Annotated in this window: 17 protein-coding genes and 1 tRNA gene; 9 read left to right on the forward strand and 9 right to left on the reverse strand. The window is 67.1% G+C overall.

Translation table 11 applies throughout. From position 1 onward, the window contains the following. Positions 1–21: 21 nt before the first annotated feature. A complete protein-coding gene (locus D7V80_RS20110; protein WP_120589684.1) occupies positions 22–3,300 on the forward strand; it encodes a hypothetical protein in 3,279 nt (1,092 codons plus the stop codon). Here the strand turns inward: D7V80_RS20110 and D7V80_RS41455 are convergent. Continuing rightward, a complete protein-coding gene (locus D7V80_RS41455; protein ID WP_147447152.1) occupies positions 3,283–4,434 on the reverse strand; it encodes a hypothetical protein in 1,152 nt (383 codons plus the stop codon). The two genes, D7V80_RS20110 and D7V80_RS41455, sit on opposite strands and share 18 nt — an antisense overlap. Positions 4,435–4,909: 475 nt before the next feature. On the opposite strand from D7V80_RS41455, the gene D7V80_RS41460 reads away from it, so the two are divergent. Next, the gene (locus D7V80_RS41460; protein WP_147447153.1) at positions 4,910–5,497 is read left to right on the forward strand and encodes a hypothetical protein; all 588 of its coding nucleotides are present in this window, start codon (positions 4,910–4,912) and stop codon (positions 5,495–5,497) included. Here the strand turns inward: D7V80_RS41460 and D7V80_RS20115 are convergent. Then, positions 5,481–6,647, reverse strand: coding sequence for a site-specific integrase (locus D7V80_RS20115; protein ID WP_120589685.1), 1,167 nt, complete (start codon positions 6,645–6,647; stop codon positions 5,481–5,483). The genes D7V80_RS41460 and D7V80_RS20115 overlap by 17 nt on opposite strands. A gap of 105 nt (positions 6,648–6,752) precedes the next feature. Here D7V80_RS20115 and D7V80_RS20120 point away from each other — a divergent pair. Then, positions 6,753–6,838, forward strand: a tRNA-Leu gene (locus D7V80_RS20120). A 1-nt stretch (position 6,839) separates the two neighbouring features. Here the strand turns inward: D7V80_RS20120 and D7V80_RS20125 are convergent. The 4 genes from D7V80_RS20125 to D7V80_RS20140 are packed head-to-tail and all read right to left on the reverse strand — an operon-like array spanning position 6,840 to position 12,117. Further along, positions 6,840–7,412: a hypothetical protein gene (locus D7V80_RS20125; RefSeq protein WP_120589686.1), complete on the reverse strand. Its 573-nt coding sequence runs from the start codon at positions 7,410–7,412 to the stop codon at positions 6,840–6,842. A gap of 2 nt (positions 7,413–7,414) precedes the next feature. Further along, positions 7,415–8,236, reverse strand: a complete 822-nt coding sequence (locus D7V80_RS20130) for a hypothetical protein (protein ID WP_120589687.1) — start codon at positions 8,234–8,236, stop codon at positions 7,415–7,417. Between the two features lie 21 nt (positions 8,237–8,257). Continuing rightward, positions 8,258–10,990, reverse strand: a complete 2,733-nt coding sequence (locus tag D7V80_RS20135) for an AAA family ATPase (RefSeq protein WP_120589688.1) — start codon at positions 10,988–10,990, stop codon at positions 8,258–8,260. After that, complete coding sequence (locus tag D7V80_RS20140) at positions 10,987–12,117, reverse strand: DNA repair exonuclease (protein ID WP_120589689.1); 1,131 nt, start codon at positions 12,115–12,117, stop codon at positions 10,987–10,989. Before D7V80_RS20140 ends, D7V80_RS20135 begins: the two co-directional genes overlap by 4 nt. Positions 12,118–12,295: 178 nt before the next feature. Between D7V80_RS20140 and D7V80_RS20145 the strand changes: the two genes are divergently transcribed. Next, the gene (locus tag D7V80_RS20145; RefSeq protein WP_120589690.1) at positions 12,296–12,601 is read left to right on the forward strand and encodes a hypothetical protein; all 306 of its coding nucleotides are present in this window, start codon (positions 12,296–12,298) and stop codon (positions 12,599–12,601) included. 3 nt (positions 12,602–12,604) lie between these two features. On the opposite strand, the gene D7V80_RS20150 is transcribed toward D7V80_RS20145, so the two are convergent. Both D7V80_RS20150 and D7V80_RS20155 read right to left on the reverse strand, forming a co-directional pair. Next, a complete protein-coding gene (locus D7V80_RS20150) occupies positions 12,605–13,579 on the reverse strand; it encodes an NADP-dependent oxidoreductase (protein WP_199738766.1) in 975 nt (324 codons plus the stop codon). A gap of 135 nt (positions 13,580–13,714) precedes the next feature. Further along, positions 13,715–16,714 (reverse strand): DEAD/DEAH box helicase, encoded by a 3,000-nt coding sequence (locus D7V80_RS20155; protein ID WP_120589692.1) that lies wholly within the window; start codon positions 16,712–16,714, stop codon positions 13,715–13,717. 322 nt (positions 16,715–17,036) lie between these two features. Here D7V80_RS20155 and D7V80_RS20160 point away from each other — a divergent pair, with 322 nt between their 5' ends. The 5 genes from D7V80_RS20160 to D7V80_RS20180 all read left to right on the forward strand — a co-directional run bounded on the left by D7V80_RS20160 (position 17,037) and on the right by D7V80_RS20180 (position 22,982). Beyond that, positions 17,037–17,825 carry a hypothetical protein gene (locus D7V80_RS20160; RefSeq protein WP_147447154.1) on the forward strand — a complete coding sequence of 263 codons (789 nt, stop codon included), beginning with the start codon at positions 17,037–17,039 and terminating at the stop codon, positions 17,823–17,825. Between the two features lie 84 nt (positions 17,826–17,909). Beyond that, positions 17,910–19,292, forward strand: a complete 1,383-nt coding sequence (locus D7V80_RS20165; protein ID WP_120589694.1) for a di-heme oxidoredictase family protein — start codon at positions 17,910–17,912, stop codon at positions 19,290–19,292. A gap of 129 nt (positions 19,293–19,421) precedes the next feature. Then, positions 19,422–20,870 carry a UbiA family prenyltransferase gene (locus D7V80_RS20170; protein ID WP_120589697.1) on the forward strand — a complete coding sequence of 483 codons (1,449 nt, stop codon included), beginning with the start codon at positions 19,422–19,424 and terminating at the stop codon, positions 20,868–20,870. A gap of 13 nt (positions 20,871–20,883) precedes the next feature. Further along, positions 20,884–22,248: an FAD-binding oxidoreductase gene (locus D7V80_RS20175; RefSeq protein WP_120589695.1), complete on the forward strand. Its 1,365-nt coding sequence runs from the start codon at positions 20,884–20,886 to the stop codon at positions 22,246–22,248. After that, positions 22,245–22,982 carry an SDR family oxidoreductase gene (locus tag D7V80_RS20180; protein WP_120589696.1) on the forward strand — a complete coding sequence of 246 codons (738 nt, stop codon included), beginning with the start codon at positions 22,245–22,247 and terminating at the stop codon, positions 22,980–22,982. Before D7V80_RS20175 ends, D7V80_RS20180 begins: the two co-directional genes overlap by 4 nt. A 209-nt stretch (positions 22,983–23,191) precedes the next feature. Here D7V80_RS20180 and D7V80_RS20185 read toward each other — a convergent pair. After that, positions 23,192–25,626 (reverse strand): amino acid adenylation domain-containing protein (locus D7V80_RS20185; protein ID WP_120589698.1); only part of this gene is annotated, 2,435 nt, incomplete at its 5' end.

Below are 25,626 nucleotides of genomic sequence, written 5' to 3' on the forward strand. Positions count from 1 at the left end.
ATAGATCTATCGGAGGTGGGGATGGAGACAAGCACGCGCTTCCGGGACGCAATCGAACAAGCATCGAGAGGAGCATTCCCTGAGCAAGGGCCACGCGTCGAACTCGATCAGGGGCTTCGGCTTATCCGAGCCCTGTACCATGACAAGGATACATTCCACCTTTTCGCCGTCACCGAGAAGGGAGCGGAGTCCATCTACAGGCCCGAGATCCGCGAGAAGATGGCGCAGTCGAGGACAGGGCGCATGTACCGGCTGGCTCGCACGGGTTGGACGAGCCCGGGCTTCAGGTTCCTCGATCGCCTCGACGCCCACATTCTGAGCTTCATTACCAAATGGAACGACGACGAGAAGTTCCAGGTGGCCATGTCGGTGGGCGTGTTCGAGCCCGGCCAGCCGAAGGACGCACAGTTCTGCGTGGGGCTGTCGGCCCTGGCGATTGATATAGACCCCAAGGATTTCGATCGGCTCGTTCCTGGCGCGCAGGTTCCCGAGCAAGTCATCCCCGAGGTGCTGTGTCGGCTTGACGTACATGGTCTTGCTCCGCACGCGATCGTTCACAGCGGGCGGGGGCTACATGTGTACCTGCTCCTCGAACGGCACGTGCTCAGGACGAACGACGACCGGGCGAAGGCCAAAGAGGTTTGGTGGCGCCTCGGCCATCTGCTCGGCGGGCTGGATCGGCACGATCTGTCGTCGATGATGCGCGTGCCCGGAACCATCAACTGGAAGGGAGGTCGCCCCAAGCCCGTGCGCTTCATCGAGGAGTTCACGGACCTGAGCCGATCTCGGTACAACTTCAAGAGCGTGGCGGCGGCCCTGGAGGGCTTGCCGCCCATGCCACGGCTGCAAGGGAGGCGCGGGGTCGCACGAGCCACAGCACGAGGAGGACAACCAGGTGATGCCCGCTGGGAAGAGCCCCCTCCTCTCACGAGCGAGGACCAACGGATGCTGGACGTTGCCCTCGTGTTGGAGAAGCCCCTTACTGACCTTCGCTCCGCGACTCGTGCCATGAACACGAAGGACCGCAGCAAGGCGGACTTCGCGTACGCCTGTGCCCTGTTGGAGGTAGGGCTCCCCGAGAGCGTGATCGCCCATGAGCTTCATGCTGGGCGGAAGGCTACCGAGCACGAGGACCCCGATTGGTACGTCGAGCATACGTTTCAATGCGCGGTGGATCGTGTCTGGCCCGCTGGTTCCCGAAGAGAAACAGCCCCTTGGAGCGTGTCCCCAAGCTCCAAGGATGCGCTCTATACACCTGTGAGTAGCCCCCTCCTCTCCTCCTGTGGGACCTTGGCGGCGTCAACCGCCTCAAAGGTCAAGATCGTCCTCGCGCGTGCAGGAGATGGCAAAACGCGCTCGCTCGTCGAGTATCTGGCGCGGAGCCGCTGGATGGCTGGGGACCGTACGGCCCTCGTCGGCCTCTTCGTACGCGAGCTGCTGCGGCACGAGTACGCCATCAACACCCTCTTTCCCTATGGCTTCTCGTACATGGGGGATGGCGAGATGGTGGTTGAGAGCGCTGATAATCTTCCTCGTACCCACCAGGAACTCTTCGCGCTACTGCCTGCGGAAGTGAAACGGTACTGGTCCTTCGAGAATCTGCGCGAGCGGGTGCTGGATCCGAGTGCCTTCTACGTCAACTGCCGACACCCACGCGCGCTCGATGAGCGACTTCAATATGAGGAACAACCAGATGGCACCTGGAACCTGCCGTCCTGGGTACCCTCCTGGGCGTCTGATGCGCCTGAGCTGCGCCTGCCGACGGCCGTGGTGAAATTCCGAGGCCGAGCGGATCTCTGCCTCATGGGGCACAGCGCCGAGGTCTTGGCGAGACCAATGCCTCCGTGTGCCTCCACCTGTTCCATGACGGCCTGTAGGTCCAACAGCCTAACGAGCGATTCCGAACGAGGCGCCAAGACGTTCTGGCCGGAGATCGCGATCCCTTTGCTGTCGCACCGCGCGTACAGCACCCAGGCTCTCTTTAAGCCCGAGGCGAACGACTACAAGCAGGTCGTGTTCGATGAACTCCCTTCGTTCGTTTACCGATGCCCGAAGCTGTCGGTTAGGCCCATTGGAGGACGGAAAGGGCGCACTCTTTGGCATGTGGAACCGCTGGACACCGTGGAAAGTGTCTTCACGGTCCTGAAGGAGAACCTGGGAGTGATCGAGCGCGCCAAGGTGTCGGAGGCCGATCTCAACCGACTCCCCAGCATCCTGGAGCAGCTCGCCAGAGTTCGGACGAACCTTGTGATGCTGGCCAACAAGCGCCGCCGGTTCGTGAAGGAGGGCAGGGCAGTAAGCTTCGAGCGGATGGCTGATACCCGGCCGCCGTTCCTCTCCAAGGCAGACTTCGAGGCCCTATTGAGGCTTAGCCGCTTGAAGGTGCCCGATGCCACCGAGGTGGATGTGGACGTGGATCGGGAGGTGAGGCACCTGACGGATGCCCTGGAAACCATGCGCGACTTTTGCGGCGATGAAGCGCAAATGAATGTGTACCTGGAGCACGGGTTCAAGAAGGAAGGCGAGGGGACCCTCTGGATGTACCGGCCCACGGATGGTTGGGACGACGTTCTCCTGGATGCTCACGGCCGTGAACGTGAGGTCATCGTCCTCGATGCGACGGCGGGACTCGATCCTCGCTACCACCTGCGCGGTCAGTGCTTGCTGGAGCAGATGCCGGGCGGCTTCTTCCCGAATACGAGCGTGGTGCTCACCAAGAGCATGTCGAAGACGAAGCTCGCCAGGATGAAGGAGTCGGAGATTGTCGAGGCCATCGTGCAGAACATCGCTCCATACCACGATCGCATCGGTGCGGAGGGCAGGGGTGGCCTCCTCATCGTGCTACCGATGGAGGTGGAGAAGAAGCTCATGCCGTACATCCAGGCCCATATCTCGGCGGGAGACCTCCCGGAGCGCACGGTGCTTGCGCACTTCGGCGCCCTTCGTGGTCGAAACGACTTTGACGACTTCGATGCCGTATACTTCACGAACCCGTACCGGTACGCCGAGGCGTACTATGTAGGGCTTGGACTATTACTGCACGGGTTCCTGGATTTCCCTCGGCAGTGGGAGAGCAAGAACGCGTGGGAAGATTTCGCAGCCATCCGAGCCCGGAGCGTAGTGAGCGACCTGTACCAAGACGCGATGCGGATCGGGATCCGTCGCGACCCAACGAGACGAGCGTTCATCTTCGTGCCCAGCCAGGAGGCCGCGTACGTGGTGCGGCTCATGCGCCTGTTCCGGGGGGCGAGCTTCGTTATGCCCGAAGGTTCCGCGCGAGAGTCACTGGTTCGTGAATAGCTTAAGGTTTGGCTGATCCCAATTGTCGCCATAGACCTTTCGCAGTTGCTGAATGTGACTCTCTGAAATTGAGTCCTTTAGCTGCCGCAGGTATTCAATGAACTTCGGAATGTTCTGGGTACTAAAGACTCGGGCTGGGTAGTTGGGGCGGTACTTCTTAGGGATGTCGCGCAACAGAGCGGCGCACTTATCATCGATTACTATCGCGTCACAGACTGGCAAAACGGTCGCAACCGCATTCACATCGGCAAAGGTGCCCTGATTGGGTGGGGTCTTTTGGCCGAGGGCAGCCTTCATTGCAATAGTTGCCCATAGTGCCGCGCTGATTCGAAGATAGGGAATTTCCAGGGGCGCATCGGAGCCAATGAACTCAATCGCTCGTGAGAGCGACTCTTGCTCAGGCACTCCGTGGCGATTGAGCAAATCCGCAAGCAGGTTGATGGTGGTGACAGCCTCTGGCGGCCACGTCGCCTGCAAGGAGAATGGATCATGACCGAGGCTTACGCGCACGTAACTCCGAACCCAGTCGTGATATATGCCGATGTACGCCTTCCCGAACTCGCGGCGCTCCTCTTCGTGCCAGTCCTCAAAACGCCTGTTCTTTTCGGTTTGCCAGCGCTCAAAGATCTTGATCAGGTTTGAATGCCCTTGTTCGCGGACCTTCCGAAGATCATCTATGTCATCAGGGTACTGCCCCTTCGTCGTGATTCGGAGCCTGTCAATCCACGCATTGAGTGAGCCGTGGAGCGAGCGATTCGCAGGTGTGTCAAACGCTGGCTCGCGTCGCTCGACCCAAGCACGCGCTGCTTCCGCGAGCTGGTTGCGCTTGGTCTGTTCGGAGCCGAGCAGCTCCACGCCGCCAGATAAGTAGTCGTAAAGCCACTTCAGGGCAGGATAGAACCGGGAATACATGGACTCCGTTCGATGATTCTCGAAGTGCGGGCAAACCAGAACTTGGCCGCGCACGAGAACGTCGAGGAGCTTGTACATTTCGATCCAGTTTGGATTTTGTCGTGCCTTTTCATGGCCGGGCGCTTGGGGGTTCAGCGCCTTCGTCATGTTGCTGATCACGAACTGATCTAGATAGACGACCTTCTTGTTGAGTTCCGGTAGCGATTCAAAGCCCACCTTCATGCAATGGCGACACCGCCGCGTTACGCGGTATGGGCCAACGGAGAGGACTCCGAAGTTCTCGGTCCCGCAGTTGGGGCAGGGGATATAGGGTGCAGCTATAAAATTACGAGGGTCGATTTGGATCGTTGCCATCGGGTATGGACTCCGCTTGAAGTCTACTACATGGACGACACCCACGAGGAGACCTGACGCCTTCAACGCTCCATCTCCCTGGAACGGCCGAGCCCGTTGGTAGAGGCCCCGTTGTGAGGTGGCTGGGCTCTGGATCGGATGACGACTCAGTTCTTGCGGGCGACCATTCCTCCAAAGCGTGCTCTGCGCTGTCGCTCGCATACATGGTTGGCTGCTTGGTTCGGCACCTGCCCAGCTTGAGTTGTGATCGTGGACGTAAACTTGCGTTTTGCTCGGACAGAGTGGGGCAGGGGCAGCACGTGCTCAGCTAGATTCGATATATTCCTGGGTAGGAACGGGACTGGTGGCCACCGGCTCGCTCGACACCTTCGGCACAATTAACGGCCTCCAATGGAGGCCGGTCGAGTACAGAACCATGAGCGAGAGCCTTAGCTACATCCGTACAAGCTCCTTACTTGCCCGGCCGGAACCACCGTCGAACTTCATTCCTATACCCATTCCAGTCTTTCATTCTGCCGTGCCCGTTGATGACCACGAGCCATCGCAGGTGGAATGCGCCATCCTTCAAGAACTGGCCGAGATCAAGCGCGAGGTCCGTGCGCTTCGCATTCCATCAGCATCGCAGAACACCTCGTCCGTGACGCTGGAGCGCGCGTCGGCAATGCTCGGATGCAAGCGGTCACAGGTCTTCAATCTCCTGGCGCAGGGCCGGTTGGAGCGGGCACCGAAGGTCGGACGGTCCGCGATGATCATGGTGGCGAGCATCGAGGCTCTGCTCGCGGAGGGCGTTCCACGGAAGGGCAACACGCGGGTGCGCAGCAAGTCGAGGCGGCCCAGGGCAGCAAAGGCCACTCACGCTGCCCCGGAAGCCCCAGCTCCGGCGCCGGAGGTCCGGGACCTCGGCGCGGCCATCCTCAAGCTGCCGATTTGATGCCCTGGGGATCCTCGGGGTGCTCCAGCTTCAGGGGCAGCTTGATCATGCTGGGCACTTTGCTCACGTCGTAGAACTTCTTCGTGGTGACGGTGGACGTGTGTCCCAGTACGGAGGCAACGAGCGCGAGGGGCACGCCGTTGCCCGAGAGCGTGATCGCCTCGCCCGCCTCCAGGCTCCAGGCCACGAACGAGTGCCGGAGTTCACCGACCTTCACGCGGGGCAGCCCATGGGCCTCGCTCGCGAGCCGTAGGCGATGGCGGACTTGATCTGGCGTCGGTGCTCCGTGCGTCTGAAGCCTCTGCGCCGCCGCGAGCGCTTGGGCATCGAGCGAGAGCGTGTGAACGCGGCCGGACTTGTGGACGAACTTCACGGTGCCGTTGATGACCGGATGGCCGGGAACCAGGACGAGCTTGCCCTCGCCAGCCGCGATGCGCTGGACTTCGGACTCGTGCAGTCCGAGCTTGGCATGCAGGAGGAGCACGTCCCGTGAGCCCTGGTCGTTGAGGGCGCGGTACAGCGTCTCGATCGTGGCCATCGTGTAGCCCTTCTCTCGGATGGCCTTCTCAGGGCGGCTCGCAGGCACCGTGAGCGTGCGGCTGGGGTCCTGGGCGGGGTCCAGGAGCCCCTTCTTGACCAGGAACGAGCAGAACGCCTTGAGGGCCGCGATCCGCTTCTGCTCGGCGGTGTTCCACTGCGCGAGGAACCGCAGCACCTCGCGGGGCTCCACCTTGCGCAGGTCACGGCCCTGGAGCGCGTCGGCCCAGGCCGAGAGGTAGTAGCGGGTGTCCTTCTTGTACTTCGGCGTGCGGTCCTTGATGTGCTCCAGGAAGCGCGCCACGGAGGCTGCATCCAGGTACGCGGCTTCGTGCTCGTCCTGGCGACGGCGAGCCTCCGCCTCAAGGCGGGCCTTCTCGTCGGCCTCCTGCGCCTGACGCCGCGCCTCCGCCCTTTGTTGGCTCGGGGTTTTGTACGAGGCAGGGTCCCGCTCGAAGAGCGCCAACTGCGCGAGGGCCTGGCGCTCCGTCTCGCTGTCGAGCGCGATCTGGTACCGGTGCCCCTGCACCATCTTCCGGATGACCCACGCCTTCCGGCCGTCCTTCGTCTGGTATGTTCTGCCTCCAGCCCAGGTTCCGGTCCAGTTGGGCATGATCCGCTTCACCTCGTTGAGGAAAATGGGTACCAAGTGGGTACCATGGTCCCTCGGTGAGGTGCAAAGCGGAGGTAGATGATGTAAGGTGCCGGAGTTGTTAGCGCACGAGTGGCGGAACTGGCAGACGCAGCGGACTTAAAATCCGCTGACTCGCAAGGGTCGTCCGGGTTCGAGCCCCGGCTCGTGCACTTACCTGGACTGTTGGGATGCCCATTCGTGCAATCGCGCGATGAGAAGCTGCTCGAGGGCACTCTCATCCGTGATGTCTGTCAGGGGCCAGGACTTGAGCTTCAGCTCGTCCGCGAGGAGAAGGTGCCTGGGATGTTGCGCCCGTCCGCCTCGCCATTCGCTCAGGCCGGGAGACGGCGTGCCCAGCAGGTCTTCCAGCCACTCGCCGTCGCGGTATTGCCGGTTGAGCGCTTGCGGCGAGGCTTCCTGGGTGGCTTCGGCGTAGGCGAGCACCAATAGCGCATGCGTCGCGCTTCTGGGCCGCAAGTGAACCTCCACCGCGACGAAGGCGTTCAATCCCTTTCCATCGGGTTGCTTCGGCATGTAGACGCGGCCGACGGCCCGTTGGCTCCAGGCTCCCACCGCATAGAGATTCCGGGCGCGGTGGAGCTCGACTTCGTTGCCGTTGGCGGGCACGAGCCCGACCCGATCGAAGGCGGCATCGCAGGCGAGGAGGAGGAGTTGCACCTGCTCGTAGATGTCATTGATGAAGCATGACGCCTCGTAAATCTTCTCTCCCAGGTTCTCTTCCACGTTCAGGCTCCTCGGTGCGGTGGGCTGTGCCAGAAAGTCTTGCTTGTTGGCAGGGTTGGGGCTGTCATTCCGGCAAGGAAGCTCCGCTTTCGGGTGAATTGGAAGAATGGCTCACGTGAGGGCCGGCGCCACTGGGGCGCGGTGTCTTTCCATCCCGTGAAGGTGGCGAGCCCGCGACGTTCGAGCACCTGCCGGAGTTCCGCGAGCAGCCGTGGCAGGCAATGGGTCTGGCTGTCTTGAGGCAGCAACGGTGCCAGCTCGCGCCAGGGCAACCAGTGGAGGTCGATGGCGGAGTGCTCTCGACGTGCCTTCCAGCTGGCTTCCAGGTCCTCTCGCGGCATCGCAGCATGCGCCGTCAGGTAGAGCAGACTGCGGCGGCGGACCTCCTCGGGCCGGTAGGGCCTGGATTGCAGGGCATCCGCCGCGAGCGCGTCCATGTAGTAGGCAAGCTGGTCGCTGCTCCCCGCAGTGTGCTGCTCATCGTCTCCGGTATCATCCACGGACGCATTGCTCTTGCCCGACGCGTACTTGCACTCGATGCCAATGACATGCAGTCCCAGGGGGCCGCGCAGCAGGACCAGTACATCCAGTTCCCGGGTGCGGAGACGTGGCCAGAGATGGATGTCGGCTGAGTGGACGGCTCCGGTCACCAGGCGGCCAGCGCCATCGACAGCGGAGCGTGATTCTCCGAGCCAGGTGACGAGCAGGTCCGGTGACTCCATGCATCGAAGGAGGCCAAAGACACTGGACGTGAGGACGTCCTCCATCCGGTCCCTGGCGTTCGTTCCGTCTCCCAGCTTTCCGTGAAGCTCCGCGGCGAGCATGTCGACTCCCAGGTTGTCTGTTCAGGATGCCTGTGCAAGGGCCTTCAAATCAAAAGACTTCATGTTCTGCAGGGTCCGGTAGCGCTCAGGGAAGGCAGTCAGGATGAGGACCTGCAATTTCTCTCCCGCGGATTCAATCAGCTCCAATGCCCGCCGGTGCCGACCCGCGTCCGTGTTGACCAGGGCGTCGTCCAGCACGACGAGCTGAGGCTCCGGCCTGGGGCCCTGCGTGGACAGCAGGTCGCCGATGGCCAGCCGGAGTGCGAACAGGGTCTGCTCCTGAGTGCCCCAGGAGAAGGATTCGAGGGGCTTCGACCCGGTGTCAGTCCGCATCTGCGCTTCCCCGAAGTCGGCATCCAGTTGGATGCGACCGGACGCGTCCTCGCCCCGGATGAACTTCAGCCGGCGATGGACTGCTTCCTCGATGGGGCTCACGAAGGAGTAACTCACCTGCTCTTGCCAAGCGGTCGTCAGCGCTCGCAATGCCTTGGCAGCCTCGGCCCGCTGGTGAGCCTGGTTGTGCCGTTGCTGCTCCTGCTCCAGTTCCTCCTCGGCCTCGCACAGTTGTGTGTAGAGGTCCTCGGCCACCGCCTGTTCGATCATCGCCTCCGCACGGATGATCCGCGCCTGGCTGGCCTGCTCCTCTTCCTGGATGCGCCCAAGGGCCTGCTGGAGCTTGCCCCGCTGGGCCGTCGCGCGTTGTTCGGGGACGGGCAGCGCGGCCTCCAGCTTCCGGGCTTTGGCCTCGTGGCGCTGGACCTCGGTTTCCGCACGTTCGACCTGGGTGTCGAGCTCGTCGAGGGAGCAGCCCAGCTCGTCCAACTGCGATTGCAGGGTCTGCTGGAGGGTCCTCGCGCTCTGGATCGCGCGCTCCTGTTCGAGGGTGAGGGTCCGGTGCTGCTGGTCCGCCAGCCGGAACCGCGAGTCGGTCTCGTCCCGCATCTTCTCCCGGAGCTTCACCTCGCGCCGAGCTTGTTTCAGCGCTTCGGAGAGGGCTTCGATGTCGGCTGCCTGCTGGGGCGTGAGCGCATCGACGGCGAGGCCGAGCTGCGTCGCCAGGCTTCCCAGCTCTCCCGCCAACGCGCGTTGCCGCTCCCTCAATGCGTCGATGCCGGTGACTCCCACTGTATCCAGGAAGGACTGGAGTGCTTCCTGGTGGTGGAGGTGGACCTGGGCCGCGGCCCGCTGCTCCTCCCAGGCTTTGCGCAGTCCGGCCAGGTCCTTGGCTCCGTGCTCGTGCAGACGGCGCGCGAGCTCCTTGCGGCACTTGTCGACGTCCGACTGAAGCTTGCCGAGCTCGTCCGCGCCTGTGCGGACGCTCAACGTTCCCACGCCCTTGATGCGCAGTTCACCCGACGTCACGCCGGAGAAGCGCATCTGCTCGGCCTTGGCGAGCTTGTGTTCGCGGGCCGCCCCATGCTCCTCCCATTCGATGACCCGGGGGCTCTCCGCCGTGAAGCAGACTTCAATGGCCTGGGCGTCCAGCTTGCTCTGAGCCAGCAGCAGCTTCTTTTCCAGGTCCTCCGCGCGCTTCACGCTGGCTTCGGACAGGGTGCTTCCAGCGGTCTTCTTGAGACTGCCCTGAAGCGCGGCCTCCAGCCGCAGCCCCTGCTTGATGTGCCCCTCCGCCTGACTCTGCCCTTCGCGGACCTCCAGGGCCTTCGCCAGCAGCCGTCCCCGCTCCAGCCGCTGCTCTGCCTTCTCCGCGGCGGCCTGCGCGCCCTTGAGGTGCTCCCGGGCCCCCTGCGACGCGGCTTCCGCGGCCTTGAGCGCTTCCTGCGCATGCTGGACGGCGGGCTGCTTCTGGGCCACGAGCGCTTCCTGCTTCGCCGCCTTGTCCTGGAGCTCCCGCAGGGTGCGCTGCTTCTGGTCCAGGTCGTGCCACTGCTGACGGTGTCTCTCGACGTCCTTGCGGCACAGGGTGAGGGCCTGCTCCTGGCGTTCCTCTTCCTCGATGCGCTCCTGGAGCTCGTTGAGCTGCGTCGTGTAACTGTCCTTCTCCTGCAACAGCGACGTCAGGTGCAAACGGTTTTCGGTGATGTCATCTGCGTTGCGGCTGGTTTCATCCTTGCGTTGCATCAGCCTGGCGACGGTCGCCTTCAGGTCCCTGATCTTCTCCTCGTGCTGGATGAGCTCGCTGCCCGCGACAGGCTTCTGGGTCTTCGGCGTGAAGAACCGGCCGCAGGTGGCCTCCACCGCCTTGATCAGGGCTTGCTCTTCGGGGCTCAGGGCCGCGACGCCCATGGTCTCCAGGAGCCTTGCCTTGAGGGAGCCATCCAGGCCCGGAAGCTCATGGCGTTCTGGAACCTGGTTCAGCCACAGGAGTCGCGCCACGCCCCAATGCCCGACCTTCGTGGCGCCGCTCCCCGGTCCGGTGGCGGTAAGGAAGCCCCGCACGCGGTCGTCCGCGTCTTGCGAGTCGGCGAGGTGCTCGAAGCGGGTTCCGGTCCACTCGCTGAGCTGGCTGGAGGCGTTGTCCAGGAAGGACTTCTCCAGCCGATAGCGCTTCCCTCCGGTTTCGAGTTCCAGCGTAACGCGAGGGGACAGCCCGGTTGACCAGGGCTGGAGTTGGTGGATGGCCCGGTCCTTGGACGAGTAGCGATCGAAGAGCGCTCGGGCGATGGCCAGGATGAGGCTGGACTTGCCTGTCTCATTAGGGGCGTGGATGACATGGACACCCAGCCCGAGTCCGGACAGCTCGATGGGATTGCGGAAGCAGCGGACGTTCTGGATGCGAAGGCGCCGGATGATCATTTCCAGACCTCCATGACGAGCTCGGACAGCAGTTGCCGGGCCGCGGGGTGAATGCCTTCAGGCGTGATGGACAGCCCTGGCAGGGGCGCCTTCGCGTTCAGGCGCTCCAGCAGGGCGGTGAGAAGGGCGCTGGACGGTGCCAGCTCCGCCAGCCGCCCCTCCGCCGCGGCGCGAGGAATGTCCTGCCGGTCGAGCTCGATGTGGAGGAGCCCCTGTCCCTGGATCTCGTCCACGAGGACTCTCAGGGCGGCCGTGTCCTCTTCCGACGACGTTCCCCGGGTGCGCAGGCGCAACAGCGTCTTCTCCGGGCTCGTCCACTCCGACACGGCGGTGCGCACCCGTGCGAGCTCCAGCCCGCCTCCCAGGCTCAAATCCAGCTCCAGCGTCTTCCAGGTGAGCGTGCCTGTGGGGATTGGCGTCAACTTCGGCATCGCTCCATGGGAGGCAATCTCCACCAGGAGGGCCTGGCCGGCGCCGTCCTCGCCAAATTTGGTGGCCTCGTGTGCCCCCGAATAGGCCGCGCGGTTCTGGTGGATGTACTGGCCATGCCAATGACCCAGCGCCAGGTAGTCGAGGTTGCTGCGCGTCACGGCGTCCAAAGCGATGGGGAAGTCGTCTGCGGAATGCTTGCCTTCAATGCGAAGCGAGCCGTGCGCCACTCCAATCCGGATGTCCTTGCCCTCGACACGCGGTCCCCAGTCCGCGGTCGGGTCCTTCAGCCCCTTCTTCTGCCGCAGCGGCGCGGGGATGAGGAGGGCTTCGGTACCGGGGACGGAGACCCCCTTGTCCGAATCCAGCATGTGGACATGGGCGGGACGCCCCTTCCACGACGGACGGAGGTAGACGGAGTCCGGGCTCAGCGGGTCGTGGTTGCCGGGGAGGACGTAGACCGGCGCCCGGGAAGCCTTGAGGACCTTCAGGACCTCATGGACCTGGCGATCTCCGACTGTGTTGTCTTCGAAGATGTCGCCCGCGAGCACGACCGCGTCCACTCCTCGGGAGTTTGCCGTCTGGATGAGCTGGCGCGCGGCGTCCAGTCGCGCGTCACGAATCGCGCTGGCGGCGCCCGCGGCATGTTTCGCTCGCAGGCCCATCTGCCAATCGGCGGTGTGCAGCATCCGGATCATGGGAAGCCCCTTCCGACCGTGCCAGTTCTGCTCGCGGTGCCTGACGCGCCGCCCTTTCAAGTGGGCACGGACGCGACAACCCTACAGAGCGCCAGAAGCGCTCTGTATTCCCCATAGGAGGTACGTCACCGGCATTGACAAGCCTGCGCCAGGTGCGCTTCCTGATATCCTTGTCAGCATGACGGGACCGCAACCCAAGGCCTGTGCGACGTGCGGACGCGTCATCGCCGCGCACGCCGTCTACTACCGCTTCAGTCTGGTGTTGGAAGGGGAGCAGGACCTGCTCGACCCTTCGGATGACCTGGAGGGCAATCCCGCGGAGGCGCTCGCGGCGCTGGTCCGACGGCTGGACGAAGGCTCCGAGGACCCCGGTGAGCTGGAGGCGCAGGTGCACTGGGAGCGCACCGGGGTCGTCTGCTCGGAATGTCGCTCCGTGGCGGTGCGGATGCTCAGCACAGCCACGAAGGACGCTGGACCGCATTGAGCGTCATTGGATCTTCATCGCGTACTTGCCCAGGTGGTGCTTGAGCACCTCCTGCTGGGCCTTCGCGGCCTCCTCCAACGCGTAGAGACGGCCAATCTCCAGATGGAACGGCCCCGCCTCAATCAACTCGTTGAGCCGCTTCATCAGCTGGGGGGTGGGAATGCCGTCGTAGGCCTTGGCTTCAATGCCCTCCGGGCCCTTGGGTGCCGGCTCCACCCCGTTCGGGTAGGCGATGCGCCCTCCCTTGCGGACGTTTCGGAGCAGGGGCTCGGCGGCGTCTCCCCGGGCCAGTACCAGCGCTGCGTCGAAGCCGTCTGGCGCGAAGTCCCGGCAAACCTTCTCCAGGTCCTCCTGGTGTCCCTCAGCGACCGCGTCCGCTCCCAGCCTTCGTGCCAGCTCCACACCGTCCTGTCCGGACGCGACCGCCAGCACCTTCGCTCCCAGCCTCTTCGCGAGCTGCACGACCATGTGCCCGATGCCTCCGCTGGCGCCGAAGACGAGCAGCTTCTGCCCTGGCTTGAGCTGGAGGTGCTCCTCCAGGCCCAGGAGCCCCGTGAGTCCGTCCGCGGCGAGCACCGCCGCCTGCTCCACCTTCAAGCCCTTGGGCACCTTCGCAGCCAGGTCCGCCTTCACCGCGACGTACTCCGCGTAGAAGCCCCCCTTGGTGCTCATGAACGCGGACCCGTACACCTGGTCTCCGACCTTGAGGTCCTTCACGTTCTTGCCCACCGCTGCGACTTCTCCCGCGCCGTCGGCTCCGGGCACGTAGGGGAACTTCGGGCCGCCTGGGATCATCTCGGCCATCTGTCCTTCACGCTCCATCCAATCCCAGGCACCGATTCCCGCCGCCGCTACTCGCACGAGCACTTCATCGTCGCCACAGGTGGGAACGGAGATGGTCTTGATGCCCAGGACCTCCGGGCCGCCGAAGCGGTCGAGCGCCGCGGCCCTCATCTTTTCGGGAATGGATGCTGGCATGCTGTGACTCCCTCTCGGATTGAAGCTTGTCCTCCGAGACGATGCGCATGCTCCGCGTGACGTTCAGCGTCACCGGCCCCACGCAGGCACAGCGGGGGAGGGGACTGCCGCCCTCCACCCCGCCGCGGAATGGCCTCAATCCAAGAGCTGCATGAGGTCTGCTCGCGTGAGCGCGGCGCCTCCGCCCGTGGCGCCTCCGAGCGCGGCTTCGAAGAGGGCTCGCTTCTTCTCCTGCAAGAGGAGGATCTTCTCCTCCACCGTGCCCTGGGACACCATCCGGTACACCATCACCGGGCGCTGCTGCCCGATGCGGTGCGCCCGGTCCGCCGCCTGCGCTTCCACCGACGGGTTCCACCACGGATCCACCAGGAAGACGTGGTCCGCCGCCGTCAGGTTGAGCCCCGTCGCTCCCGCCTTCAACGAGATGAGCATTACGGGCGCTCCCTTCTCGTCCTGGAAGGACGCCGCCACCGCGCCCCGGTTCGCCGTGCCGCCGTCCAGGCGGATGAACCCGATGTCCGCCTCGGTCAGCGCGGGCTCGATGAGGTCCAGCATTGACGTCCACTGCGAGAAGACCAGCGCCTTGTGCCCGTCCGCCACCGCCGTGCCGAGCGCCTCCACCAGCGCCTGCACCTTCGAGGACGTCCTCGCCTGCTGCCCCGGCACCAGCGCCGGATGACAGGCCGCCTGCCTCAGCCGCAGCAGCGCCTCCAGCGCCTTCAGCACGCTGCCGCCCTCTTCGAGCTGCGACACCACCTCCTCGCGCGTCGCGGCATGGACCGCGTCGTAGACGGCTCGCTCCTGCTCCGTGAGCGTGACGTGCCGCACGGCCTCCGTGCGCGGTGGCAGTTCAGGCGCCACGTCGCGCTTGAGCCTGCGCATCACGAAGGGCCGGATGCGCGCGCGCAGGGCCTCCGCGGCGCCCTTCTGGTTCTCCGACACCGGCCGGGACCAGCGCTCCTCGAACGCCTTGCGCCCGCCCAGCAGGCCCCGGTTGGTGAAGTGCATCAGGCTCCACAGCTCCTCTAGCCGGTTCTCGATGGGCGTGCCGCTGAGCGCGATGCGGAAGCCCGCGTCCAGCTCATACGCCGCTCGCGCCACCTGGCTGTCTGGGTTCTTGATGGCCTGCGCTTCGTCCAGCACCACCGTGTCCCAGGTCTTCGCCGCGAGGATGGCCGCGTCCAGGCGCAGCAGCGCGTACGTGGTGAGCGTCACGTCCGCGGACTCGTCCAGCGTGCGCCCCACGCCGTGATAGACAGACACCTTCAGCGACGGGCGGAAGCGCTTCACCTCCGCTTCCCAGTTGGGCAGCACGCTCGTGGGCGCCACCACCAGCGTCCCCCGGCCCAGCGTGCAGATGGTCTGCAGCGTCTTGCCCAGACCCATGTCGTCCGCCAGCACGCCTCCCAGGCCCGCCTGCCTCAGGAAGGTGAGCCAGCTCACGCCCTGCAGCTGATACGGGCGCAGCGTCGCGGTGAGGTCCTTGGGCAGGTGGGGTTCGGGGAGCTTCTCGAAGCCCTGCACCAGGGGCGCGAGCCGCTCCATGACGGGCGGGGCGGGGTGCTCCAATGCCTCGCACAGCCCGGTGAGCTGCGGGATGGCGTGGTTCGCGAGCCGTCCGTCCCGCTCGCGCGCGGACAGCAGGTCCGTCACTCGCTGGCCGTGGGCCTTCAGCCAGCCCGTGGGCAGGGGCGCCCAGCCTCCGCCCTCCAGCGGCACCAGGCCCAGTCCTTCCTCCCAGGCCCGCATCACCGCGCCCGCGTCCACGGTGCGCTTCTCTCCAGGGCCCAGGCCCTCCACCTGGAAGTCGAGCGAGAAGCCCACTCGCGGCACGCCCGCGTCGGTGGCGGCCGTGTCCAGCGTGAGCATCGGCCTGAGCTTCACGTCCGGGCTGACCACTCCCGCCGCGTTGCCCGTGAGGCCTCCGCGCCACTTGCGCAGCTTGTCCGCGAGCTGCACGGCCTCCTTGCCGTGGACCGTCACGCGCCGGCCCGGCGCCATGTTCAGCTCGTCCCTCAGCTGGTGGATGAGCTTCGTCTCCGTGGGCTCGTCGCGCACCGGCGCGGCGCCCTGGAGGTACACCAGCTTCCCGTTGTCGATGCGCGCGGTGGGCGGCGAGCCGTACACCAGCGTGGGCAGCACCGAGAGCCCCGTGTCGAGCTTGTCCAGCTCCAGCGAGATGCGCGGCTTGAGCGTCCGGTCGATGGGCGGCAGCCGCCGGCTCTTCACGTCCACCGGCATGCGCCTCGCGAAGTCCGGCAGCACCTTGCTCGTCAGGTCCGCCAGCTGCTCCGGGGCGAAGGCCCGCTCCTGGGGCAGGTTCTCCAGCCGCGCGCCGGTGAGCGACAGCTCTCCCAGCCGGCAGAGCGCACCCGCGCACAGCGCGACGCCGGGGCTCACCAGCTCGTTGATGCGCGGATCCTTCTCCACCTTGAGCACGGTCTGCTCGCCCCGGTCCTCGACGGTGACTCGCGGGAGGAGCGGCTCGTTGGAGACGGAGACGAGCGCGCCGTCGAAGAGGACCGTGCGCGCCTTCTCCAGCACGTGCAGCAGGGCGTCCAGCTTGCTCTGAGGAAGCGCGCCCCTTGTGGGCTGCGCGAGCAGCTTGTCCGCGAGCAGATCACACGGATCCACGTGGATGCGCGCGGCCTCCACGGGGTTCTGGAGCACGGACGCGAGGCTCCGGGCCAGCAGCCGCGCGGTGTTGTCCGGCCGGACCACCAGCCGCTCCAGTTGGAGTCCTCCGTCCGCGCGCTTGAAGCGGTACACCAGCCGCTCCGTCTTCGGCGTGGCGCCGGGGCGCGGCGCCGCGGAGGTGGGGCCCGGACGGGCAGGGGAGGCCGCCGCCGTGGCCTTCCTTCCTTCCGCCTGACGCAGGACGATGGCCGCGGCGATGACGTGCTCGCAGGGGTCCACCTTCCCCCGGCAGTCGCACTCCCAGATTTCGTCCTCGGGGTAGAGGGTCGTGGTGAGCGGGGTGGGGCGGCCGGGGATGCGGACCCGCAGGACGACCTCTTCCTCGTCCACGGATTGCACCGACACGACCCCCGCGCGAGAGAGGGCCTGTCCGGCGGACCACGTGGCCGGGCCTGACTCCTCCCGGATGGCTTCGAGCAGTTCCGCGAGCGCCGACATACGAGGGGCGATTCCCTAGCCCCGTGCCGCGCCTGGCGCAAGCAACCGGGCGCGTGGCTGTGACACTGAGGGACACACGCTCCCGTGCTCCTGTAACTGGCGGCGCTACAGCGGCCACGACACCCGTGTCATCCGCAACGGGGCCTTCCGAGGAAAGCCTCAATACCTTGGGATGTGGCGTGGCAGGTGCAGGTGGACGGATTGGAGCGCGCGTCCGGTGCTTCCCCCTGCATCCGCCTGCCGGGCCCCCGCGTCTCCGTCCGTTGTGAGTGAAGCAGACAGTGTCCCCCACACAGTCGAGGTCCCACACATGCACCTGCAGATGACGAGTCGCCTCCTGGCGGCTGCGTTCCTGAGCCTGGTGGCTGGTTGCCAGGGTGAGCCAACGCAGTCTCCCGAAGGTTCTCAGTCCGCGCCGCTGTCCGCCAAGGCGGATTGCGTACAGCGGTTCGACGGCATCACCACCTGCGCCAAGGGCAACGCGACCCTGGCCACCTCCGAGAAGGGCGTGCAGGTCAACGGGCTGAAGGACGCGAAGACGGACGGCGTCTCCAGCACGTTCAACGCCGGCATCACCTGGTCCCAGGAAGCCCAGATCCGCGTGGGCAGCCAGAATGGCAGCATCACCCTGGCCGCGCGTGACGGCGATCAGGTCGTCAGCACCCTGCGCATCACCTCCAGCGCCGATCGCCAGGTGAGCGTGACGCCGGGCTTCACCGGTTCGTCCGAGGGCAACTACCGGATGAACGTGTACCGCGACGGCCGGCTCGTGAGCACCACCCACCAGCCTGCGTCCTTCTCCATCACGTTCTACGACTGGTGGTCCTTCGTGAACTGGTGGAACTCCCACTGGCACTTCTTCTCCTACCGTTCCTACCTCCACGGCGGTGACCGCAGCCTCGACGGTGCCTGCGGCTGGCGCATTGGCTCGCCGAACACGACGTTCTCCGTCCGGGGCGCGGACGGCAAGACCGTCGTCGGCGACACGGCGGAGTTCGTCGAGGAGATTGGCGACGGTGCCTACCCGTACCGCCACTTCTCCGGCATCGACGTGAACGCCAGCGCGACGGACTTCCTCGTCACGGGCGAGTCCTTCGGCCAGGAGAAGTAAGCTGTTCCTCCGCCGGGCGGGAGCTCCGTGTTCCCGCCCGGTGGTGTCTGTCTGTCTTTGTCTTTCCGTCGAGGAGTCGTGACGATGCGCGTGCCCTGGTCTCTCGCTGGCATCTCCGCCGGAGCGCTGCTCATCGGCGCCGCGTGGGCCACCGTCGTCCGCCGCCCCGAACCCCTGGTGCTGGGCGCGCTGCCTCCCGTCGTCCTGCCGCACGTGGAGCGGTCCGGCGGCGCCACCACGGTGGCGGACACCGGCCGCAACGCCTTCGGGCGCGCGCCCATGAACATGCCGCGCTCGCGCTGGCCGGACTTCTACGCGGGCAAGGGCGTCTTCGACCGCGACTGGAGCGACTCGCGCCTGCGCGCCGCCGTGGCCGGTCCCTTCTTCAGCGCCACCGGCTGCATGACCTGCCACGTGAAGGACGGCCGGGGCCAGCCGCCCGCGAATCCCACGGAGGCGCCCGTCTCGCTGGCGTTCCAGCTGAGCGCGCCCGACGGCGCCGGTCCCCACCCGCTGTATGGCATGCAGCTGGACGCGCACGCCGTGGAGGGCCAGGTCCCCGAGGGTCACGTCCGCGTCGACTTCGAGGAGACGCGCGGCACCTTCGCCACCGGTGAGCCGTACTCGCTCGTGCGCCCGCGCTACCAGTTCCAGGGGTTGGTGCACGGCCCCCTGGGCGACGGCGCCCTGTTCTCCGCCCGGGTGTCGCCCGTGAACTTCGGACTGGGCCTGCTGGAGGCGCTGCCGGAGGCCGACATCGTGGCCCGCGCCGACCCCGAGGACCGCGACCAGGACGGCATCTCCGGCCGGGTCAACCGGGTGCTCGACGTGGAGACGGGCGAGACGCGCCTGGGCCGCTTCGGGTGGAAGGCCAACCAGCCCACGCTGCGCCAGCAGGTGGCGCATGCGCTCGTCGCGGACATGGGCGTCACCACGACGCTCTACCGCCAGGAGCAGGGCCGGGACGCGCCGGGTGAACCGGAGGTGTCCCAGGACGACATGGACCTGCTGATGATCTACATGCGCCTGCTCGCCGTGCCCAAGCGGCGCGACTGGGAGGCGCCGGAGGTCCAGCGGGGCCACGCCGTCTTCCGCGCCATCGGCTGCGCGGCGTGCCACGTGGACACGCCCCAGGAGACGGGGCCCGTGGAGGGCTTCGACGAGCTCTCCCGTCAGGTCATCTACCCCTACACGGACCTGCTGCTGCACGACCTGGGCGAGGGCCTGGCGGACGGGCGTCCGGACGGGCTGGCCACGGGCAGCGAGTGGCGCACGCCGCCGCTGTGGGGCATTGGACTGGTGGAGGCCGTCAACCGGCACACCCGCTTCCTGCATGACGGCCGGGCCCGCTCCCTGGAAGAGGCCGTCCTCTGGCACGGAGGGGAGGCGGCCCCCGCGCAGGCTCGCTACGTGCGGCTGCCCCGGGAGGACCGGGCCGCGCTGCTCGCCTTCCTGAAGTCGCTCTGAGGCTCGGAGGAGACGCCTTCCCGTCCGGGCGGCGGCCAGGAGGACCGTCGTCTGGAAGGGCTTTGGCCTTTGGAGGGGCACGGAACGGTGGACGCCCCGGGCCCTTGGGCTACCCTGCGGGCCCCCTTCATGCAGCCTCAAGCTCCCATCCCCGATGACGCCCCCGGCGTCCCGCTCGCGGTCGACCTGGACGGGACGCTGGTGCGCACGGACACGCTGCACGAGAACCTGCTCGTGCTCCTCAAGCACGCGCCGTGGCTGCTGCTGCTGGTGCCGTTGTGGGTGCTCCGGGGCAAGGCCTTCTTCAAGGCGGAGGTGGCCCGCCGCGCGCGGCTGGACGTCACCTCGCTGCCGTACAACGCGGAGGTGGTGGCCTTCCTTCGCGAGGAGCACGCCCGGGGCCGGCGGCTCGTCCTCGCCACGGCCGCGGACCGGAGCATCGCCGACGCGGTGGCCGCCCACCTGGGCCTCTTCCACACCGTGGTCGCCAGTGAAGGCGGGGTGAACCTGTCCGGCGCGCGGAAGCTGGAGCGGCTGCGCGAGCTGCTGGGCCGCTTCGACTACGCGGGCAACGACGCGGTGGACCTGCACCTGTGGCGCGAGTGCCGGCAGGTCATCGTGGTGCATGCGCCGGCGGGTGTGTTGCGCCAGGCCCAGGGACTGGGCCGCCCCGTGCACCGCGTCTTCGAGGCCCCTCCTGGCGGGCTGCGCCCCTGGGTGAAGGCGCTGCGGGTGCATCAGTGGGCGAAGAACGCGCTCGTGTTCGTGCCGGTGCTGGCGGCGCACAAGGCCACCCAGGGCGGCATGGCCCCGCGTGCGGTGCTGGCGTTCCTTGCGTTCAGCCTCTGCGCGTCCAGCGTGTACATCATCAACGACCTGCTGGACCTGGCGTCGGACCGGCGGCACCCGTCCAAGTCACTGCGGCCCTTCGCGTCCGGGGCCCTGCCGGTGCGCGCCGGCGTCATGATGGCGCCGCTGCTGCTGGTGGGTGCCGCGGCGCTGGCGCTGGCGACGCTGCCCCTGTCGTTCTCCGGGCTGCTGGCCGCGTACTTCGTGCTCACGCTCGCGTATTCGCTGCGGCTCAAGCAGGTGGTGATGCTGGACGTGCTGGTGCTGGCGGGCCTCTACACGGTGCGCATCTTCGGTGGCGCGCTGGCGGTGGGCGTGCCCACGTCGAGCTGGCTGCTCATGTTCAGCACCTTCCTCTTCCTGTCGCTGGCCCTGCTCAAGCGGCTGAGCGAGGTGCGGCGGCTGCGCCAGTCCAACGAGGTGTCCGCCCACGGGCGCGGCTACCTGGCGCAGGACTACGAGCAGCTCGCGAGCCTGGGCGCGGCGTCCGGCCAGGTGTCGGTGCTGGTGCTGGCCCTCTACATCACCAGCAAGGAGGTCACGGCGCTGTATGCCCATCCGGAGCGGCTGTGGCTGCTGTGCCCGGTGATGCTGTACTGGGTGGGGCGCATCTGGTTGCTGGCGCACCGGGGGCTCGTGAACGAGGACCCGCTCGTCTTCGCGCTGAGGGACCGCGTCAGCTACGTCGTGGGAGCGGTCGCCGCGCTGGTGCTGTGGGTGGCGACGTGACGGGAGCCTGGCGATGAGCACGTCGGATTCCTGGGGCCGCTTCCCCCGCGTGGAGCAGCGGACGCGCGCGCTGACGTGGCGCTCGGATGCGCTGCCCCGGGTGGACGGCCCCGTCCTGCCGCAAGGCCTGGGCCGCAGCTACGGCGACTCCTGTCTCAACGGCGGGGGCACGGTGCTGCTCACCGCGGGCCTGGACCGGCTCATCGACTTCGACCCGACGACGGGCGTGGTGCGCTGCGAGTCGGGCGTGTCGTTGGACACGCTGTTGCGGCTGGCCGTGCCGCGCGGCTGGTTCCTGCCGGTGACGCCGGGCACGAAGTTCGTCACGGTGGGCGGTGCCATCGCCAACGATGTGCACGGCAAGAACCACCACCGGGTCGGGACGTTCGGCCGGCACGTGCGCAGGTTCGAGCTGGTGCGCTCGGACGGCAGCCGCCGGATGTGCTCGCCCGACGAGAACCCTGACTGGTTCGGCGCGACGATTGGCGGGCTGGGGCTCACCGGGCTCGTCACCTGGGCGGAGGTGCAGCTCACGCCCATCCGCAACCCCTTCGTGATCCAGGAGACCGTCCCGTTCGAGAACCTGGACGGCTTCATGCGCGTGTCCGCGGAGTCCGAGGCGGACTCCGAATTCACCGTGTCATGGGTGGACTGCCTGGCGCGGGGGCGAAAGCTGGGGCGTGGCCTGTTCTACCGGGGCAACTTCGCGCCCACGCAGTTCGACCGGCTGCCCCTGGCGAAGAGCCACCTGTCACATCGCAGCGGGCTCGCGGTGCCCATCGACCTGCCGGGCTTCTGCCTCAACCGGCTGTCGGTGTCCGCGTTCAACTTCCTGTACTACCACCGGGAGCGGATGAAGCCGTCCCCCCGGCTCGTGCACTACGATCCGTTCTTCTACCCGCTCGACAGCGTGTACGGCTGGAACCGAATCTACGGTCGCCGGGGCTTCCTCCAGTTCCAGTGCGTGGTGCCCCACGCCACCGCGCGCGACGCGCTGAAGGAGCTGTTGGAGCGCAGCGCCCGGGGCGGGCTGCCCAGCTTCCTGTCCGTGCTCAAGACGTTTGGCGACCTGCCGTCGCCCGGGTGGCTGTCCTTCCCTCGCCCCGGATACACGCTGGCCCTGGACTTCGCCAACCAGGGGGAGAAGACGTGGAAGCTGGTGGAGTCGCTGGATCGCGTGACGCGCGAAGCGGGCGGGGCGGTGTACCCGGCCAAGGATGCGCGCATGAGTCCGGAGAGCTTCGCGGCGTACTTCCCCAAGCGGGAGCAGTTCTCCGCGTACATCGATCCCGCGTTCTCGTCCTCCTTCTGGCGCCGGGTGAACCCGGTGTCGCTGCCCCTGCCCGCGCAGGAAGACCGTCAGGCCGCCCTCCCATGAAGAAAGTCATCGTCCTCGGCGCCACGAGCGCCATTGCCCAGGCCACGGTGCGGCTGCTCGCCGCTCGCGGGGCGTCGCTGTACCTGGTGGGCCGCAACGCCGCGAACCTGGAGGCGGTGGCCCGGGACGCGTCCACGCGCGGCGCGCAGAAGGTGGAGTTCCGCGCGCTGGATTTGAACGACTGCGAAGCGCACGCGAGCCTGGTGGAGCGCGCGTGGCAGGCCCTGGGCGGACTGGACGGGGCCGTGCTGGCGCATGGCGTGCTGGGAGACCAGGCGGAGAGCCAGCGCTCGTGGGCGGCGACGGAGCTGGTGCTGCGCACGAACTTCCTCTCCGCCGCGTCGCTGCTGACGGAGCTGGCCAACCGCTTCGAGGCGCAGAAGGCCGGCACGCTGGTGGTGATTTCGTCGGTGGCGGGAGATCGGGGCCGGCAGAGCAACTACGTCTACGGCGCGTCCAAGGGCGCGCTGAGCGTGTTCCTCCAGGGCCTGCGCAACCGGCTGGCGAAGTCCGGCGTGGCGGTGGTGACGGTGAAGCCCGGGTTCGTGGACACGCCGATGACGGCCCATGTGCCGAAGAACAAGCTCTTCGCGTCGCCGGAGCAGGTGGCTCGCGGCCTCTTGAAGGCCGCGGACGGGCGCAAGAACGAGGTCTACGTGCCCGGCTTCTGGGCGCTCATCATGCTCATCATCAAGAGCATCCCCGAGCCCGTGTTCAAGCGGCTGAAGCTCTAGACTTCCGCCCGCGCGGGCAGCCGGTGGAGCGGGGCGCAGTGGGGCGCGTGAGTCTGGAGGAACTGGCGCATCCGCTCCGCGCGTTCCGCTGGAGGGGTCCTTGCAGAGCAGGTGGAGGAGGGCGTCAGCGCTCCGCTCCATGGCCCAGCCCCGGAGCGTAACCCCTCCCACTCCGTGCCTGAATCACAGACACGGAGTGGAGGTTGTCTTCAACTGCCGGTGGCGTCGTTGGGCGTGAGCGCAGCCAGGGCGGACCGCAGGTGCTCGACGACAGGCCCGAGGTGCGGGTCCTGCATCAGGGCGTGGTGGCTGCCGGGGACGTCATGCACCTCCAGCCCGCCACGCACCAGGGGCTCCCATCCGCGGTGACGCGGAGTCCCGGCGGCGGCTTCGCTGGCGCTTAGCAGCAGGGCGGTGCCGTCGTACGGCTGGGGCGCGTACTTCTCATGGGCGAAGAGGTTGGCCCGGAAGACGTTGAAGAGGGCCCGCAGCTGAGCAGGGCCGGAGTGCGTGTCGAGGATGCGCGCCCGGAGTCCTTCCTGCAGCAGGTGGCCCAGCATCGCGTCGTCGTCCTGTGCCAGGGCTTCGTCCGGGGCGGAGAGCTCCTGGCCGAAGGCGGTGGCGGTGGCATGGGCGAAGGCGAGCCTCGCGCGGGCCTCGGAGTCGAGCTGTGGCTCGGACTGGGCGGGCTTCGTCAGACCGTGGACGTGGGCATCGATGAGGGCGAGCAGGTCCACGGCTTCACCGGCTTCGCGCAGCCTGCGGGCCATCTCGTAGGCGATGACGCCGCCGAGGGACCAGCCTCCCAGCTGGTAGGGGCCGTGGGGCTGCACGGTGCGGATGGCTTCGAGGTAGAGGCTGGCCATCTCCTCGATGGACTCGGCGACGGGCTGTCCGTCGAGGCCTCGTGACTGGAGGCCGTAGACGGGCAGTGACGGCCCCAGCCTGCGCGCCAGCTCCGAGTAGGCCAGGATGTTGCCGCCGCCGGGGTGGACGAGGAAGAGCGGCCGGTGCCCAGGCTCTCCGCGCTCCAGCGGGACGAGGGGCGGCCAGGCCTGCGAGTCATCGCGAAGCACCTGGGCGAGCTGCTCGATGGTGGGCTGCTGGAAGAGGACGGAGAGGGGAATCGACTGGCCCAGGCGCTCGCGCACTGCGGCGACCATGCGCACGGCGAGCAGGGAGTGGCCCCCCAGCTCGAAGAAGCTGGAGCGGACGCCGACGGAGCGGACGCCGAGGACGTCCTCCCAGATACGGGCGAGCTGCATTTCGAGCGCGTCGCGGGGCGCGACGAAGTCCCGGGCTTCGACGGCGTGCGCATCGGGTTCGGGTAGGGCCTTGCGGTCTACCTTGCCATTGGCGTTGAGGGGCAGCGCGTCCAGCACCATGACGGTCGACGGCACCATGTACTCGGGCAGGTGCTGCTTGAGGCCTGCCTTGAGTGAGTCCGCGTCCAGCGCGTGGCCTGCGCGAGCAGTGACGTAGCCGATGAGGCGCTTGTCCGCGTCGGAGCCCCGAGCGACGACGACGGCCTCGTTGACGCCGGTGGCGGAGCGCAGGACGGCTTCGACTTCGCCCAGCTCGATGCGGAAGCCCCGCACCTTCACCTGGAAGTCGATGCGGCCCAGGAAGTCGAGTGTGCCGTCCTCCCTCCAACGGGCCTGGTCGCCCGTGCGGTAGAGGCGCTCGCCCGGCGTAGCGGCGAAGGGATGGGGGACGAAGCGTTCCGCGGTCAGGTCGGGGCGGTTCAGGTAGCCCCAGGCCAGACCCTGGCCACCCACGTACACCTCACCAGCGACACCCACGGGCACCGGATGCAGGTGCGTGTCGAGCACGTAGACGGTGGAATTGGAGAGCGGCCGGCCGATGGGGATGGCGCCTTCGACACGTGTGCCGTGCTGCAAGGAGAAGGTGGTGGAGAAGGTGGTGTTCTCCGTGGGGCCGTAGCCGTTGATGAAGGTGGCACCTTCCGGAATGCGCGCGAGGTGCTCGCGCACACGGGCGGCAGGCAGCACGTCGCCACCGGCGAGGACCTGGCGCACTCCTGCGAGCGCTTCGCCCTGGTGCAGGGCCATCTGCTCGAAGAGGGCGGCGGTGAGCCACAGGGACGTCACGCGATGGTGACGCAGCTGGGCGGCCAGTTCCTCCAGCGAGAGGGAATGCGGCGGAGCGAGGACGAGCTTCGCGCCATGCAGCAGCGCGCCCCAGATTTCGAGCGTGGAGGCGTCGAAGGCAACGGGGGCGAACTGGAGCCAGACTTCGTCGGGCCCGAAGCGCATGAAGGTATTGCCGAGCACGAGGCGGGTGATGCCCCGGTGAGGCACGCTGACGCCCTTGGGACGGCCCGTGGAGCCCGAGGTGAACATGACGTAGGCCAGGGCTTCACCGTCCACGCGGACCTCAGGCGCATGCGTGGGCCGCGCGGCAATCTCCTCGGACTGGGCATCCAGCCAGACGCGGGTGCCGGTGGCGGGGAGCAACGAAGCGAAGGGCTGGTGAGTGAGCACCACGTCCACGCCTGCGTCCTCCAGCAGCATCGCGATGCGCTCCACGGGGGCATTGCGGTCCACGGGGACGAAGGCCGCGCCCACCTTGAGAATGGCGAGGAGCGCCGCCACCAACTCAAAGGAGCGTTCGACGGCGAGGC

The sequence above is a fragment of the Corallococcus sp. CA054B genome (genome assembly GCF_003611625.1).
Lineage (GTDB): Bacteria > Myxococcota > Myxococcia > Myxococcales > Myxococcaceae > Corallococcus > Corallococcus coralloides.